General features: G+C 66.4%; 13 protein-coding genes and 1 tRNA gene. 9 read left to right on the top strand and 5 right to left on the bottom strand.

Annotation, left to right across the window (positions count from 1 at the left end; genetic code table 11):
* The first annotated feature begins 137 nt into the window (after window positions 1-137).
* The 5 genes from WKW80_RS06625 to WKW80_RS06605 are packed head-to-tail and all read left to right on the top strand — an operon-like array spanning window position 138 to window position 4,691.
* Window positions 138-1,358, top strand: a complete 1,221-nt coding sequence (locus tag WKW80_RS06625; RefSeq protein ID WP_340362748.1) for a dienelactone hydrolase family protein — start codon at window positions 138-140, stop codon at window positions 1,356-1,358.
* Entirely contained in the window at window positions 1,358-2,692 is a 1,335-nt protein-coding gene (locus WKW80_RS06620) for an aromatic ring-hydroxylating dioxygenase subunit alpha (RefSeq protein WP_340362747.1), read from the top strand. The genes WKW80_RS06625 and WKW80_RS06620 overlap by 1 nt, the downstream gene beginning before the upstream one ends.
* Window positions 2,682-3,215, top strand: a complete 534-nt coding sequence (locus WKW80_RS06615) for an aromatic-ring-hydroxylating dioxygenase subunit beta (RefSeq protein ID WP_340362746.1) — start codon at window positions 2,682-2,684, stop codon at window positions 3,213-3,215. Before WKW80_RS06620 ends, WKW80_RS06615 begins: the two co-directional genes overlap by 11 nt.
* Window positions 3,215-3,838, top strand: a complete 624-nt coding sequence (locus WKW80_RS06610; protein ID WP_340362745.1) for a cysteine hydrolase family protein — start codon at window positions 3,215-3,217, stop codon at window positions 3,836-3,838. The genes WKW80_RS06615 and WKW80_RS06610 overlap by 1 nt, the downstream gene beginning before the upstream one ends.
* 40 nt (window positions 3,839-3,878) lie before the next feature.
* A complete protein-coding gene (locus WKW80_RS06605) occupies window positions 3,879-4,691 on the top strand; it encodes an SDR family oxidoreductase (protein ID WP_340362744.1) in 813 nt (270 codons plus the stop codon).
* 74 nt (window positions 4,692-4,765) lie between these two features.
* Here WKW80_RS06605 and WKW80_RS06600 read toward each other — a convergent pair whose 3' ends face one another.
* Window positions 4,766-5,749 carry an AraC family transcriptional regulator gene (locus WKW80_RS06600; protein WP_340362743.1) on the bottom strand — a complete coding sequence of 328 codons (984 nt, stop codon included), beginning with the start codon at window positions 5,747-5,749 and terminating at the stop codon, window positions 4,766-4,768.
* Window positions 5,750-6,039: 290 nt separating this feature from the next.
* Between WKW80_RS06600 and WKW80_RS06595 the strand changes: the two genes are divergently transcribed.
* The 4 genes from WKW80_RS06595 to WKW80_RS06580 all read left to right on the top strand — a co-directional run bounded on the left by WKW80_RS06595 (window position 6,040) and on the right by WKW80_RS06580 (window position 12,453).
* On the top strand, window positions 6,040-6,951 hold the full coding sequence (locus tag WKW80_RS06595; RefSeq protein WP_340362742.1) for a hypothetical protein: 912 nt from the start codon (window positions 6,040-6,042) through the stop codon (window positions 6,949-6,951).
* Complete coding sequence (locus tag WKW80_RS06590; RefSeq protein WP_340362741.1) at window positions 6,920-8,209, top strand: Y-family DNA polymerase; 1,290 nt, start codon at window positions 6,920-6,922, stop codon at window positions 8,207-8,209. Before WKW80_RS06595 ends, WKW80_RS06590 begins: the two co-directional genes overlap by 32 nt.
* A 64-nt stretch (window positions 8,210-8,273) precedes the next feature.
* On the top strand, window positions 8,274-11,525 hold the full coding sequence (locus tag WKW80_RS06585) for an error-prone DNA polymerase (protein ID WP_422822861.1): 3,252 nt from the start codon (window positions 8,274-8,276) through the stop codon (window positions 11,523-11,525).
* A gap of 16 nt (window positions 11,526-11,541) precedes the next feature.
* Window positions 11,542-12,453, top strand: coding sequence for a hypothetical protein (locus WKW80_RS06580; RefSeq protein WP_340362739.1), 912 nt, complete (start codon window positions 11,542-11,544; stop codon window positions 12,451-12,453).
* Window positions 12,454-12,495: 42 nt separating this feature from the next.
* Here WKW80_RS06580 and WKW80_RS06575 read toward each other — a convergent pair whose 3' ends face one another.
* From WKW80_RS06575 to WKW80_RS06560, 4 genes are all read right to left on the bottom strand, one after another.
* Window positions 12,496-13,299: an esterase/lipase family protein gene (locus WKW80_RS06575; RefSeq protein ID WP_340362738.1), complete on the bottom strand. Its 804-nt coding sequence runs from the start codon at window positions 13,297-13,299 to the stop codon at window positions 12,496-12,498.
* Between the two features lie 61 nt (window positions 13,300-13,360).
* Window positions 13,361-14,836 (bottom strand): wax ester/triacylglycerol synthase domain-containing protein, encoded by a 1,476-nt coding sequence (locus WKW80_RS06570; RefSeq protein WP_340362737.1) that lies wholly within the window; start codon window positions 14,834-14,836, stop codon window positions 13,361-13,363.
* A 335-nt stretch (window positions 14,837-15,171) separates the two neighbouring features.
* Window positions 15,172-15,245 (bottom strand) — tRNA-Gly (locus WKW80_RS06565).
* 99 nt (window positions 15,246-15,344) lie between these two features.
* A complete protein-coding gene (locus WKW80_RS06560) occupies window positions 15,345-16,070 on the bottom strand; it encodes a carbonic anhydrase (protein ID WP_340362736.1) in 726 nt (241 codons plus the stop codon).
* Window positions 16,071-16,382 lie beyond the last annotated feature (312 nt).

Genomic DNA, 16,382 nt, shown 5'->3' with positions numbered 1-16,382 from the left:
CCCGAACCTGCTGAAACTGGCTTGCACTATTGGCGCAAGCCGCTGCACCATCCGGCCAGAGAAGCAATCTCCGACCTGCAGTGACGATGCGCCCGGCTTCTCGACACAACCCCACGACCACCAACCGGAAGACCTCCATGGGAAGCTACATCACCATCCCGGCAGCCGACGGCAGCGGCCAGTTCCGCGCCTACCTTGCGCAGCCCGCCTCGGGCAAGGGCCCGGGCATCGTGCTCGCGCAGGAAATCTTCGGCATCAATGCCTATGTCCGCGAGGTGGCCGATTACTACGCCGAGGAAGGCTACGTCGTGCTCGCACCCGACCTGTTCTGGCGCCAGGAGCCGAACGTCGAGCTGGGCTACACGCCGGAAGACTGGCAGAAGGCCTTCAAGCTCTACCAGGGCTTCGACGAAAACAAAGGCGTCGACGACCTCGCCGCGACCATCGCCGCGATGCGCAAGCGGCCTGAAGTGGCCGGCGGCGTCGGCATGCTCGGCTTCTGCCTCGGCGGCAAGCTGGCCTACCTCGCGGCCTGCCGTACCGACGCGGACGTCAGCGTGAGCTACTACGGCGTCGGCATCGACAACAACCTCGATGAAGCGAAGAACATCCGCGGCAAGCTGGTGCTGCACTTTGCCGAACTCGACCAGTTCTGTCCGGCCGAGGCGCGCAACACCATCATGCAGTCGCTGGCCGGCAATCCGCATGTCGAGATGTACGTGTATCCCGGCGTCGACCATGCGTTCGCGCGCACCGGCGGCGACCACTTCGACAAGCCGTCGGCGCTGATGGCACACCAGCGTTCCATCGCGGCGTTCAAGCGGGCGATCGGGCCGGAGCACGACCTGTCGGCGCTGTGGGACAAGCACTGCGAGTACGAGTTCGCCACGCGCAACGTCGACGACACCATGGCCACGATGGTCGCCGAGCCCTACGTGAACCATGTCCCCACGATGACGGGCGGCGTCGGGCACAAGCAGCTCAAGCACTTCTATGCGAACCACTTCGTGAACAGCAACCCGCCGGACACGAAGCTCGTGCCGCTGTCGCGCACCATCGGTGCGACGCAGATCGTGGACGAGATGCTGTTCTGCTTCACCCACACCTGCGAGATCGACTGGATGCTGCCGGGCGTCGAACCCACCGGCAAGTACGTGGAGATCCCGCTCGTGGCGATCGTCAAGTTCCGCGGCGACAAGCTCTACCACGAGCACATCTACTGGGACCAGGCCAGCGTGCTGGTGCAGATCGGCAAGCTCAGCCCCGACGGCCTGCCGGTCGCAGGCGCATCGACCGCGCGAAAGCTGCTCGACGAGTCGCAACCGTCGAACACGCTGATGCGCAACTGGAAATACTGATGTCGCGCCCGGACGACCAGATCGCCGCACTGGTGCGCGGCGACAGCGTGCACAAGTCGGTCTACACCGACCCGGCGCTCTTCGAGCTGGAGATGTCGCGCATCTATGGCCGCGTGTGGATCTACGCCGGCCACGAAAGCCAGGTGCCCAACCCCGGCGACACCCACACCACGCGCATCGGCAACCAGGATGTCGTGATGGTGCGCGCGGGCGACAAGCAGGTGCACGTGCTCTACAACCGCTGCCCGCACAAGGGCGCCAAGCTGGTGCCCGAGGGCGACAACAACGCCGGCAAGTTCTTTCGCTGCCCGTACCACGCATGGACTTTCAAGCTCGACGGCCAGCACCTTGCCGCGCCGATGAAGCTCGGCTTGGAGGGCACCTGCTTCGACCCGCAGCATCCGGATTTCTCGATGCGCCGGCTGGCGCGCGTCGAGAACTATCGCGGCTTCGTGTTCGTCAACCAGTCGGCCGAGGGGCCGGATCTCAAGGCCTTCCTCGGCGGCGTGATCAGTTCCATCGACAACCTCTGCGACCGTTCGCCCTCGGGCGAAGTCGAGGTGGCCGGCGGCGTTTTTCGCGTGCTGCAACCCTCCAACTGGAAGGTGTTCTACGAAAACCTGCACGACACGATGCACGCCCGCGTGACGCACGAGTCCTCCTTCATGGCTGCACGCGACGAGGCCAAGGCCATCGGCAGCATGCCGCTGGAACTGCACATCATGGACGGCAACGGCGAGCCCTACGAGTTCTGGGAAAAGCTCGACCTCTGCGCCTATGACAACGGCCATGGCTACATGGAAGGCATCTTCGACCCGGGTGCGGCCGACAAGGACCCGGTGACGCGCGCCCACTTCGAGTCGCTGAAGCAAGCCTACGGCGAGCAGAGGGCCCGCGAGATCCTCGGAATGAACCGGCACAACACCATCATCTACGGCAGCGGATCGCCGCACACCGTGTTCCAGCAGTTCCGCGTGATCCGCCCGATCTCGGTGGACCGCACGCTGGTCGAGATCCAGGTCTTCCGGCTCAAGGATGCACCGCCCGCATTGTTCAAGCGCGCGCTGGTGTATGCCAACCTCATCAATTCGCCCTCGTCGAACGTCATGCCCGACGACATCGAGGTGTACGGCCGCTGCCAGGACGGCAACCTCAACAAAGGCGGCGACTGGGTCAGCATGCACCGCTATCACGGCACCGACCGCGCCATGCCCGGCGGCATGGTGTCGACCAACGGCACCAGCGAGCTGCCCATGCGCAACCAGTTCAAGGCCTGGAGGCAGTTCATGATGAGCGAAAACGCGTTCCTGCAGGAGCCAGCCCATGCTGCTTGACCTCGACTTCGATGTGTCCGTCGACAAGCTGAGGCCGGTCGACGTGCCGATGGAGACCTGGCTGCGTCTGCAGCAGTTCATCTACCGCGAAGCCCGCCTGCTCGACGAGCGCCGTTGGGACGAGTGGCTGGCGCTATGGACCGACGGCGGCATGTACTGGCTGCCACAGCAACACGGCCAGGCCAGCCCCTACGACCACATCTCGCTCGCGTGGGAAGACAGGATGCTGCGCGAAGTGCGGGTGCGCCGCATCGAGAACCCGCGCAACTGGTCGCAGCAGCCGCCGACGCATGCGACACGGCTGGTGGGCAGCGTGAGCGTCGATGGCGTCGATGCGGGCGGCAACCTCGTGGTACGCGCCGTGTTCCAGATGACGGAGTGGCGCAAGAAGCAGACGCGCCAACTGGCTGGCGACTACATCTACAAGCTCGCGACGGAAGGGGATGGCTGGCGCCTGCGCATGAAGCGCGTGAACCTCGTCAATTGCGACGCGGCGCACGAGAACCTGGAAATCTTCATCTGATGGCGGCGCAGTCCCAAGACTTGTCGCAAGGCGTGTCCCAAGGTGTGGCAGTCCTCGCGCTGCACTATCAGAACGACGTCCTGCATCCGGAAGGCAAGATCCGCGTCGGCATGAGCGCGGACAGCCCGGTGCGCGGTGCGGTGATTGCAGCGGCGCAAGCGTTGTTGCAAGGCGCCCGGCAGCGGGAATGGCCGATCGTGCATGTGCGCATTGCGTTTCGTCCGGATTACGCCGACCTCATCCAGAACGCGCCGATTTTTCGCAACGTCGCGGCCATCGGCGCGGTGATGGACGGCGCCTGGGGTTCGGCGTTCTACGAGCCGCTGGGGCCGGACACCGCGCGCGCCAACGAGTTCGTGGTGCGGCACCGCCGTGTGAATGCCTTCTACGGCACGGAACTGGAGGAATTGCTGCGCATCGTGAATGCCAGGCGCCTGGTCGTCGCCGGCGTGGCCACGCATTCCGTCGTCGAGAGCACGGTGCGGCACGCGGTGGACATGGGCTACGAAGTGACAGTGGCCGCTGACGCCTGCGCGTCGGCGCAGATGGTGGAGCACGAGGCCTCGCTGCGAAGCATGGGCCTGATCGCGCAGATCGCCCGTGGCGAGGCGGTGTTTTCATGAGCGCAGTGCGAAGCACGGAGGTTACCCAGTGAGCGCCGAAATGAACGCTTCTCTCAGCGGCAAGGTCGCCATCGTCACCGGCAGCACGCAGGGGCTGGGCGCCGACATCGCGCGCGTGTTGTCCGCATCGGGCGCGCATGTCGTGGTGGTCGGGCGCAACAAGGACGCAGGCCACGCGCTCGTATGGGAACTCACCGAACGGCCGGGCGTGAAGGCCATCTACTGCGAAGTCGACATCGAGCAGGACGAGCAGATCGACCAGTGCGTGAAGACGACGCTGGAGCGCTTCGGCCGCATCGACATCCTGGTCAACAACGCGTGCATCTACACCGACCAGGGCATCGCATCGACCCGCGAACAGTGGCACCAGACGCTCGGCGTCAACCTGATCTCGGCGGCGATCTTTTCGCAGAAGGTGCTGCCGCACATGCTTCGCGGCAGCGTGATCGTCAACCTGGGCAGTGTCGGCGGCAAGTTCGGTTCCGCGGGGCGCGCGCTGTATCCGGCTTCCAAGGCTGCGATGCTGCAACTCACCAGGAGCATGGCCGTGACGGTGGCGCCTCAAGGCATTCGCGTCGTGGCCGTGTCGCCCGCGTGGACCTGGTCGCCATCCGTCGAATCGTTGAGCGAGGGATCGCGCGCGCATGCCGATGCCGTGGCGGCGCCCCTGCATCCGCTCGGCCGCGTGGGCGACGGCGCCGAGGTGGGCAATGCGGTCGCCTTCGTGTGCTCCGATGCGGCGTCGTGGATCACGGGCGCCGACATTCCGGTGGACGGTGGCTACTCGGCGCTGGGCCCCGACCAGGGCGTCTCGCCGCGCGTGTGGTTCTCACGCGCGAACGAATCGAAGTGACGGCGACGCTGCTGCTGGAACGCTGCGCCGGATATCCGGAACCGGGACCTGGGTGTCTGTGATTCGGAAGAAACCTACGCCGCCCTCAGCGTCTGCAGCGGCGATTCGCCGTAGCGCTTGCGATAGGCGGTGCTGAACCGCCCCACATGGTTGAAGCCCCAGCGCAACGCGACATCCGTGACTTGGGTGCCGGCCGGCGCGTTGACGAGTTCCTCCCGCGCACGTTCCAGCCGGGCCATGCGCGCATAGGCCATCGGCGATTGCTGCAGGTGCTTCTGGAACGCCAGGCACAGGCTGCGCACGCTGGAGCCGCTGGCCTTCGCAATCATCTCCAGGGTGAGCGAGTCGTACAGGTTCGCATGAATGAAGTGCTGGGCCGCGCGCACCTGGCGCGGCGCGGCAGCGCGCGGCGCATGCGACAGGCGTTCGGAATAGTTGCTGCCCTGGCGCAGCAGCAAGTGATGGATGAGCGCTTCTTCCTGCGCCGGCAGCAGTTGCGGCGCAAAGGCGGGCGAGGGCATGTGCAGGTTGCAGAAATGGCTGGCAAGCTGATGCTGCCAACTGCGGCCCGCGTCGTTGTCGAGATGCAGTTCCGGATCGAACTCGATCGGCCGGGCCACGTCGTCCTCGAGAAGGTTGCGGCAGGCGTTCTCCACCCGTTCCCGCGGGATCTTCACGAGCAGTTGGCGGCAGCCCTCGTGCCAGTCCAGTTCCAGGCTGAGACTCGGCGAAATCACGACGCCCGTGCTCGGTGATGCGGCCACGGGCCGGCCGTTCACCCGGATCTCGGCCGAGCCGGCGAGGGGCACCTGGAACAGCACGAAGCCGTCGAGTTGCCCCGGCTCGATGTGCACCGCGGCGCCGTATTGGAGAACGAAGAAGGAGAGGGCGCCGACACGCGTGCCGTACAGCGCCGCATCGACCTTGCCCCGGCCCCAGAACAGGTCATGCTCCTTGAAGGCGTCTGCCGTCTGCTGCTTGACCACGTCGGGGTCGTCGGAGACGAACAGCGGCGACTCGCAAATCGGCTGCAATTCCGAACTGAACCACGCTTCCATGAAGTGCCCTTCGCACTGTGCCGCCGCAGCGGATTGAACCGATTTCGCGACGCGGATTATAGGAATCGGGCTGGCGCGTTCTATCAGGGTTGTAGCGGATGCGGGCGGCCGGCGTGGTTCTGCCAGAGGGATTGATATTTGGCGCGGATCTGCGGCGTTTGACCTCTGGCCCAGTGGTGCGAAAGGCGGCAGAGTCCGCAAAACAGGGCTAATATTACTGGATATTCATCCAGTACTTCGATTCGTCTGGAGCCAAGCGGATCTCCTTCCATGCAGCTATCGATTCCATCATGGGCCTCCTTTCCCTCGACCCTTTCTTGACCTCCGGGCGTCCTAACGTCTGGCGCGGCGACGAACTGGGCGGTGCCGACGCGCAGGTCGTTGCCACCGGCCACGCCGCGCTCGATGCGCAGTTGCCCGGCGGCGGCTGGCCGGTGGGTGCGATGACGGAAGTGCTGCAGTCCACGCCCGAGGCGCATGTCTGGCAGTTGCTGCTGCCCGCGCTGGCGCAGGCGGTGCAGGAGCGTGGCGGGCCGGTCGTGTTGATCGGTGCGCCGCATGAGCCGTTCGGGCCGGCGCTGGCGGCCGGGGGCTTGCCGGCGGAGGCGTTGCTGTGGATTCGGGGGGGACCGCCCGAGCGCCGCGCCGGGCCGCCCCAAGCAAGCGAGCGCCCCCTCGGGGGGCAGCGAGGACACGGAGTGCCGAGCGTGGGGGCACATGCCTTGCATTTGTGGGCCTGCGAACAAGCGCTGCGTTGTGCTGATGTGGCGGCCGTCTTGGCCTGGCTGCCGCAGGCGCGCGTGGGCGAGTTGCGGCGGCTGCAACTGGCGGCTGCGCAGCACGAGGGCTTGCTGTTCGTGTTCCGGCCCGAGTCGGTCGCGCAGACCGCTTCGCCGGCGCGGCTGCGGTTGCAGGTCGTGCCGGAGTCGGAAGGGCGGATGCAGGTTCATTTGCTCAAGCGACGCGGCCCGCCGCTCGCGGCGCCGCTCACACTGCCCGCGCGCAACGGGCGCATGACCGCCTTGCTGGCTGCCAGCCAGTTGCGCCGCAAGGCACGGCTGCAGGCGCAGGGCGTGATGCCGGTGGAGGCGAGCGCCATGGTGGTGCGCATCGAGCGCCGCGCCGGGCCCGGCGTGGGGGTGGATGACGGCGCCTGGAAAGGAGTACACGGTGCACTGGATCGCGTTGCGCTGGCAGCCTGAAGCCGAGCTCTCGCGCGAAGCGCTCGGCTGGTGGGCGCTGCAGTTCACGCCTCGCGTGGCCTGGCTCGACGAGGGCTTGCTGCTTGAAGTCTCCGCCTGCGAGCGCCTGTGGGGTGGCCGACTTTCGTTGATGCGCCAGATTTCTGCGTCGAATCCGTCAGAAGCGCGCGTGCAACAGGCGCAGGGCGCGACCAGCCTCATTGCATTGGCCCGCTTGCGCTTGTTCGCGCGTGGCCAGAAGCCGCCCGCCGACGTTCCGGCCGCCTTGCCGCTGGACACACTTTCGGCCGCGCAACCGCACCTCGACGTACTGGCTCGCCTGGGTTGCCAGACCTGGGGCGAGGTGGCGGCATTGCCGCGTGGCGGGCTGGCGCGGCGCTTCGACACAGTCCTGCGCGAGGCGCTCGACATCGCCTGGGGCCAGCGCCCCGATCAATACAAGTGGCTCACGCTGCCCGACGTGTTCGAGCAAAAGCTGGAGCTGCCCGCGCTTGCCGAAACTGCGCCCGAACTCATGTGGTCGGCCAACCGCTTGCTCTCTGCGCTGCAGGTCTGGCTGCGCGCACGCCAACGCGGCGCGGTGGCGCTGGAGTTGCAATGGACGCTCGACCTCAAGCGCTTCAACGGCGTCGACCTGCCACCGCACCAGGCCATCATCGTGCGCACGGCCCAGCCCACGCAGGACATGGCGCACCTGCGTCGCCTCATGAGCGAAAAACTGGCGCTGACCCAACTGGCCGCGCCCGCCAGTTGGCTGCGCCTGCGCACGGTCGAGACCTCGCCCTGGGCTGCGGCCAGCACCAGCTTCCTGCCCGAGGACTCGCGCAAGGGCGACAAGCTGCACGAACTGGTCGAGCGCCTCAGCGCGCGGCTCGGCGCGCCTCAGGTGGTGGTGCCGGTGAGGCGGGCCGACCATCGGCCCGAAGCCATGCAAGAGTGGCAGCCGGCGCTGGCCGCCAAACGCTCGGCGCCGACGCCACCTCAGCCCGATGCCCTGTACCCGCCATGGCTCCTGCGCGAACCCCTGCGGCTGGAGATGGATGGCGAGCGCCCTTGCTACCAGGGCCGTCTGCGCCGCCTGACCGGCCCGCACCAGGTGGCGGCCGGCTGGTGGAACAGCGGCGAGCCGGCCGTGCGCGACTACTACATCGCCGAAAGCCCCGGCGCCGGGCTGGTGTGGATCTACCGGGAGCGAGCATCGGCCCCGCTGCGGTCGGACGTGTTGCCGCGCTGGTACCTGCAAGGCCTCTATGCCTGAACTCAGCGACAAGCAACTGCAGGGGCGCAAGCCGCATCCGTTGCGCGCACCGCCGAAGCGCGTGATGTTGCCGGGCCTGCCCGACTATGCCGAACTGCATGCCTTGAGCAATTTCAGCTTCCAGCGCGGTGCGTCGAACCCCGAGGAACTGGTCGAGCGTGCGTATCAACTCGGCTACCGGGCGCTTGCCATCACCGACGAATGCTCGGTGGCCGGGGTGGTGCGCGCGCATGTCGGCTTGCGCGAGTATCTCGAAGCGCTGACCGAGTACGAGCGCGTCCATCCCGACGAGGCGCCGCTGCCACGCAACCCGGGCTTCCGCATCCTGTTCGGCAGCGAGTTCGCCTTCGGGCGCTTCAAGCTCGTGGTGATCGCGCACGACCTCCAAGGCTGGGGCAATCTCTGCGAGTTCATTACCGCCGCGCGCAACACCGCGGCACCCAAAGGCGAATACCGCGTGGATTGGGAGACGAGCGACGTGGCTTCGTTGCGCCATTGCGAAGTCTTGTTCGTGCCGCAACGCCTGCCCGGTGTTGCGATGGACATGACGACGGCTTGCGCCGACCTGGCGAGCGCCTTCGAGCTGTTCGGCGCCCACCTGTGGATCGCTGCCGAGTTGCAGAACGACATTGACGACGACCTCTGGCTTGCCGCGCTGCAAGAACTCGGCGTGCGGGTTCAAGTGCCCCTTGTGGCCGCCGGCGACGTGCACATGCACAAGCGCTCGCGCAAGCCGCTGCAGGACGTGGTCACCGCGATCCGCGAAGGCAAGCCGGTGGCCGAGTGCGGCTTTGCGCTGCAGCCCAATGCGGAGCGCCACCTGCGCTCTCGCATGCGGCTGGCCGATCTCCATCCACCCGAATTGCTGGCCAACACGCTCGAAGTGATGGCGCGCTGCCGCTTCGACCTCGAAGTGATCCGCGAGCACTACAAGTACCCGCTGGAAAACGTCGGCGGCGGCGAGACGCCGACGCAAACGCTGATACGCCGAACCTGGGAAGGCGCCCGTGTCAGGTATCCGAACGGCGTCTCAGACGCGATCCGCCTGCAGATCCAGCGCGAGCTCGACCTCATCATCGAACTGAAGTACGAGATGTTCTTCCTCACCGTGGAGGACATCGTGCGCTTCGCCCGCGGGCGACACATCCTGTGCCAGGGCCGCGGATCGTCCGCCAACTCGGCCGTCTGCTATTGCCTTGAAATCACCGCTATCAACCCCGAGACGGGCCACCTGCTGTTCGAGCGTTTCCTGAGCCGCGAGCGCCGCGAGCCACCCGACATCGACGTCGACTTCGAGCACCAGCGGCGCGAGGAAGTCATCCAGTACATCTACGAGAAATACGGCCGCGACCGCGCCGCCATCGCGGCCGTCGTCATCTGCTACCGCACGCGCAGTGCCCTGCGCGACGTGGGCAAGGCCCTCGGCATCGACGAGCGCCTCATCGAAGCGTTTGCCAAGGACCACCATTGGTTCGACCACGAGGTGCAGGACGAACGAATCGAGCAGGCGATGCTTGCGGCCGGCGTGCGCGAGAGCGCGCTCAAGCTGCGCCAGTGGCTCGAACTCACGCAGCAGCTCAAGGGTTTTCCGCGCCACCTGAGCCAGCACGTCGGCGGCTTCGTGCTCACGCAGAGCAAGCTCACGCGGCTGGTGCCGGTCGAGAAAGCGTCCATGAAAGACCGTTCCGTCATCCAGTGGGAGAAGGACGACCTCGAGGCCATGGGCATGCTCAAGGTCGACGTGCTCGCGCTCGGCATGCTGAGCGCCATTCGCCGCGCACTGGATTTCGTCAACCGGTGGCGCGGCACGTCGCTGCAGATGCACCAGATCCCGAATGACGACGAGAAGGTCTACGACATGATCTGCGAGGCCGACACCATCGGCGTGTTCCAGATCGAGAGCCGCGCGCAGATGTCGATGCTGCCGCGCCTCAAGCCGCGCAACTACTACGACCTGGTGATCGAGGTCGCGATCGTGCGGCCCGGGCCCATCCAGGGCGGCATGGTCCATCCGTACCTGAAGCGCCGCCAGAACCCGAAGCTCATCGACTATCCCAAGGGCCTGCATGAAGCGCTGGGCCGCACGCTCGGCGTGCCGATCTTCCAGGAACAGGTGATGCAGATCGCGATGATCGCGGCCGAGTTCACACCCGATGAGGCCGACAAGCTGCGCCGCTCGATGGCGGCCTGGAAGCGCAAGGGCGGCGTCGGCCATTTCTACGACCGGCTGGTGAACGGCATGGTCGAGCGCGGCTACGACCCGGCCTTCGCCGAAGCCATCTTCAAGCAGATCCAGGGCTTCGGCGAATACGGCTTTCCCGAGAGCCATGCAGCGAGCTTTGCGCTGCTGGTGGTCGTGAGCTGCTGGCTCAAGCGCTACGAGCCGGCCTGCTTCCTTGCCGCCATGCTCGACTCGCAGCCGATGGGTTTCTATTCGCCTTCGCAACTTGTGCAGGACGCCCGCCGCCACGGCGTGGATGTGCGCCCCGTCGACGTCACGGTCAGCGAGAACGATTGCACGCTGGAGGCACCTCACCCCGGCCCTCTCCCGAAAGCGAGAGAGGGCCGGGGTGAGGGCGGCAACCCCCACCAACCTGCAGTGAGGCTCGGCCTGCGCCGGATCGTCGGCCTGAGCGAGGCTGGCGCAAATCGTCTCCTCGAAGCCCGCGCCCGGGCCCCTTTCAGCAGCACCGAAGACCTCGCCCTGCGCGCCGAACTCGACGCCAAGGACATGGCCGCCCTGGCCGGCGCCGACGCGCTCATGGCGCTCTCGGGCCACCGCCGCCAGCAAGTCTGGGACGCGACCGCCCAGCGCCGTTCACCGGCGCTGCTGAAGGGCGTGCCAATTCACGAGCGTCCCCTGGAATTGCCCCCAGCTCCCGAGGGCGAGGAAATCGTCGGCGACTATGCATCCTTGCGCCTCACGCTGCGTCGCCATCCGCTCGAACTGCTGCGCCCACGCCTGGCTCGCATGAAGCTCCTCAGCGCCCGGCAATTGCATGACTTGCCCAACGGCCGCACCGTGCGCGCCTGCGGCATCGTCATGGGCCGGCAGCGCCCGCAAACCGCCAACGGCACCATCTTCGTCACGCTGGAAGACGAGACCGGCAACGTCAACGTGATCGTCTGGAGTTCCATCGTCGAAGCTTGGCGAGCCCCGCTGCTGCAGTCGCATTTGCTGGCCGTGCAGGGCACCTGGCAGCGCGACGTCGACAGCGGCGGCAAGGTCTGCCACGTGGTCGCCACGGGCTTCCGCGATTTGACCCCGCTGATGGGTCGGCTGGCTGCGAACCACACGAGCCGTGACTTTCATTAGCCATTAACCTTTGGTCATGCCAGCCGCCGCAATCACCGCCCATGAGGTGCCCGTCGACCCGCCGCCCACCGGCGTGCCGCCGATGCCTCCGCCCTACGTGCCGCCGGGGCCGCCGCCCGAGGGCGATCCACCGAGCATCGTTCCACCCGTCACTGACCCTGGCACCGCGCCGCCGGTCAAGGAGCCTCTCCTCAACCTCGAACTCAGCCGCCTGCACGCACGCCGCTTGCGCGAGGTCTATCGCTCGGCCGGCTGGCCCTGCTGCGACCCCGTCGAGATCGACCTGCTCGCCGCGGGTTTGCTGGAACGCGTGCGCTCGGCCCAGGGCCACGAAACCCTGCGCCTCACCGACTGCGGCATCGCCTTCGTGGCCAGTTCGCTCGTCGTCAACCGCTCGGCGTTGTCCACGCACGAGGCGCTCGTCGAACAGGTCGCCCGCGAAATGACGCGCGGCGGCCGGATCGCCTGGCGCGGCCTGAGCCTGCGTGCCCGCCTGGCGCCGGCGGAAGAGGGCGGCAAGCCGCGCTGGTGCATCGCCAGGCCCGATGTCTTCTCGATCCGCAACACCACCGTCGAGGCCTATGCGCACCCCATCGTGCACGAGGTCAAGGTGAGCCGCGCCGACCTGCTCGGCGACCTGCGCAAGCCCGACAAGCGCGCTGCCTATCTCGACCTCGGCGGCGAATGCTGGTACGTGCTGGGCAATGATGCGAAAGGCCGCTGCATTGCCTCACCCGACGAAGTACCCGAAGGGTGCGGTGTGCTCGTGCTCGAAGGCGGCCGATTGTCAGTGGCGCGTGCGGCGCTGCACCGTCCGGTCCAGCGCATCCCGTTCAGCGTCTGGATGGCGCTGGCCAAGGCGCAGCCGGTCCAGGGCTTCGATGAAGACGCCCAGGACACCCTGGCCGTGAACGCCGCCGAACAATGAATCACCCCCGAAGCGCCGCACGCGCATCGGGGGTGTTTCATTTCAGAAGGCTGCGGCCAGTGCCCGGTAGGTTGCGCCGGGCATGCCCGCAGGCGCGAAAGGCTGCCAGTCGTCCTCGGGTTGCGCCAACCGCTCCGCGATGATCCAGAGCACCATCGCGTTGAAGACAAGGCCGCAGTGGCTGCCGGGCACCAGGATGTTTTCATGCACGGGCGAGTCGTCGGCCACCTGCGCCTCCATCGGCGGCACCACGCCGTCCGAGCGCGACCACAGGCAACTCATCGGATGTGCGGGCGAATGCGACAAAGCCTTGCGCACCTGGGGCTGCAGCATGTGCGCGTCGGGACCCAGCCGGTGCGCGACCGTGCGGTAGAGGGCCAGCACGCCGGGCGCGGCGCCGGTGCCGTCGACACCGGGCGTGATCGGGCTGCCGAGCGTGATCAGCGAGCGCACGCAATCGGGCGCGCGATGCGACGCATAGAGCCCGAACACGCCGCCCAGGCTCCAGCCGACCATGCTGACCTTGCGGCCGTGAAGATGGTGCATGTATTCGAGCTTGCGCTCGAGCGCAGCGGCATGCCTGGCCTGGAAGCCGACGTTGCGGCCGAAGCCCCAGCTCTCCACGGCGTATCCGCGATTCGACAGGAAGGCCCTGAGCGGCAGCATGCTCGACTCGGGCGCCATGAACCCGGGCAGCAAGAGCACCGGATGGCCGTCGCCCTTGGGCGCCGAGGCCAGCAGAGGCCACGAGCATGTCGACACGGTTGCTTCCGCCATGGCGCGCGGGACTTCAAGCGCGGTTTGCCATAGGCTGATCTTGCGGCGTCCGGGTGTGACTTGATTCATGATGGGCAAGTGCGTCTGCGTGTGCGTGTGTGGGGTTGGTTCGGTCGTTTTCCCTCGTCGCTCACTTGACGAGGGCACGGGCCGAGCGCCTGTTTCCGGAATGCGCGCGCTTTGCCCCGGCCGCCGCCGCGTACTCGTCGAAGCTCTCCTGCAGGCACTGCGCGAAAACCGCCGGATCGGCCAGTTGCTCCCGGCAGGAGGTGACGGAGATGTTCATCCCGCCGTCGTAGCTGGTCGCTGCCAGTACCAGCCCCATGCCATCGCAAATCGGCATCAGGGCGGTGAAGCGGGCGAGTCGCGCGCCGACAAGGTACAGCGGTGCGGAGGGCCCGGGCACGTTGATGATCGAGCAGTTGGCCAGGGGCGCCACCTGGCGCTGGTCCGACTGCGCCATGCTCAATACCTTGCCGGACAGCGCCAGCGTTGCCGACGACGAATGCTTTTCGCCGTCGATCAGGTCGCGCGCCCCCACGGCGCGGCTGCGCAAGTCGGACGTCTGCGCGCAGATGTGCGCCAGGCGCTTGGCTGGGTTGTCGATCGTGGTGCCCAGGTCGACTCGGACCCGGCCAATCTTGTGGCGCTGCGACCCGGGATCGGTCGCTTCCACCTTGAGGAAGGGGACGAGCGCCGACATGTCCAGTCCCGGCAGATCACCGTGGTGTTGCAGGTAGCGCCGCAACGCGCCGCCACAGACCGCGAGCAGGCAATCGTTGACGGCCGCGTCCCGCGCCAGCTCGCGCATCCTGCGGAACGTCTCGAGGTCGAACAGCCGGGTTTCGAAGATGCGGCGCGCGGAGACGACCGCATTGAACCGTGTGACGGCTGTCGCAGCCGGCGCTTCAAGCAACCCGTGCGCCATCACGCGCGACATCGACGACAGGCCTTCGAAGGCGCGCATCACAGGCCATGCGAAGGTCGGCGGGTCCCTGAGCGTGCCGAGGCGAGGGCGCAGGTACAGCGATCCGCTACGCGGCGCAGGCCGCGGGAACCATGGCACGGGCGGCTCGGGGATGCTGACCTTGGCCGTGTGATCGTGGATCAGCGCGGTGATGCCGTCGCTGCCGTCCATGGCGACGAGCGTGTGATGCACCTTGGTGAGCAGCGCAAAGCAGCCGGGCGGCAAGCCGGGCAGCATGTCGAGTCCTTCGATGACATGGATCTCCCAGGGCGAGCGGTCCATGTCGAGCACGCGCGCATGAATGCGCGAGGCCATGATGCAGAACTGGCGCCAGTCGCCCGGCTTGGGCAGTGCCGAGTGAGTGACGTGCGCTTCGATGTCGAAGCTTTCATCGTCGACCCAATACGGCCGATCGAGCTCCATGGGCATGTGAAGCAGCTTTTGCCGGAACAGCGGCGCGAGGTGCAGACGACTCTCGATCTGCGCCAGCACCGCCTTGAAGCGGACCATGCCACCCGGCGCCGTCGAGGGGTCGTAGATATGGACCAGCGTGGCATGCGCGCGCGCATGCGGCGCTTCCGACGCAAGGAGCCGTGCGTCCTCGCCATTCAATTGCTGGAATCTGGGTCGTCCGATCATCGGGAGCCTTTTCGCTTCAGTCCGGGATGTCTGCGTCCGCGCGTCTCGGTGCACGCGTGGAAACCACTCTATGCGCGCATCGGCGCCTGAAGTGAACGGCGGTGGCACTTTGGGGGAAAACGCTGCCCTGTCTGTCGTCAAAATCACAACAACAGGTGCACTTTCAGGTGGGCTCCGCGACCCGAGCAATCTGCAGGTTGACGGCGATCTCGTCGGCAGCGATCTTTGGACGCCTGGCCCGCAAAGGTATCGGTAAATGCAGCGAGGAATACCTGCCTCTAGTGAAGGCCACCCGGTGCGGGTTGCGCAAGGTGCGAGGCTGCTGGTGGTCGGACTGGAGCGGGTGACGAGAATCGAACTCGCGTATGAAGCTTGGGAAGCTGCCGTTCTGCCATTGAACTACACCCGCAGACCGGTGTGAATTCTACCGGCTGTTCCGACAGGACATCCCTTTGCGACCTCCGAAAGCGCACCCGCCGCCGATTGAGAGGCCGTCTCGTCCGCCCCATCAGGAACTCTTGCGAGGTCCCGGGTAGGCAGTCACCGGTCGGTCGTTGAGCGGTTGAATCTGGCGATTGTTGTGCGGGTAGTGGCGACGGAACTCGTCCAGTTGCGCGCTGGACAGCGCTACAGGATCCTTGAGCACATACCACTCGACATTCTCTGTCAGCGGCGGCGTGGTCAGCGAGCCAAGGTAGTGGTAATACGCCCTGCTGTTCGGCAGCAGGGTCGAGATGTCGGTGGCCGGCAACTCGGCCTTGCTGCCCTTGCCGATGGCCTCGAGCAGCTTGCTGGCCAGCGCATTCGTGGCCCCTTCGCGGTACATCACGGCGATAACGGCCAGACGACCGTCGGTGGCCTTGAATACGAAGTGGCCTTCCAACGGCGCATGCTTGCCGTTCAACGTGTGTTCGCTCTCGACGTGGAAGTGGAACTGCTGCATCACGAAGTGCCGACCGCGAATCACGGCTTCAGGCCCCTTCACCTCGACTTCCACGGCATGGCCGTTGTCCACGGCTTCCAGAGCGCTGCGCATCCTGAGCAGTCGAATGCCCTGCTGCTCAAGCGCATCGGCGGGCTTGGCCCTGGCGCTCTCGATGTCGATGGGCGACTGGGCACTGTCGTGCATGGCCTTCCAGGCTTCCTGGTGGTCATAGTCGACCTTCTGGGCGCTGGCGGCCGGCGCCGCCAGTATGGCGGCCAGCAGAACATGGCCAAAACGAAAAAGCTTCAAGAGAATGCTCCAGACAAGAAAAGAAAAGAAATGAAAACAGGCCCCGTCCGTTCGAAAAGATCCCGAACGTTTCAATTGGATCTCGCAGGGTCGGGCTGCCTTGCCGAACGCCACTGGCAGCAACTGGAGTACACCACTCCCATTGCGAGTCGAATCCTTGGTCCGGCCCGAAGAACGTGAACTCGCATCTGTCCATGGCATGCGAGGGGAGCGACATGGTTGGCGCACCAGACTCGCCAAGCATCAAGCATGTCCATTGTCGAGGACGGGGCCTGGCTTGGCTGCAGCGCCGGTTTAGCTGCAGCGCCGGTC

It is taken from the genome of Variovorax humicola (assembly GCF_037889915.1).
In the GTDB taxonomy this organism is placed as follows: domain Bacteria; phylum Pseudomonadota; class Gammaproteobacteria; order Burkholderiales; family Burkholderiaceae_C; genus Variovorax; species Variovorax humicola.
This window is presented reverse-complemented; position numbering and strand designations above follow the sequence as displayed.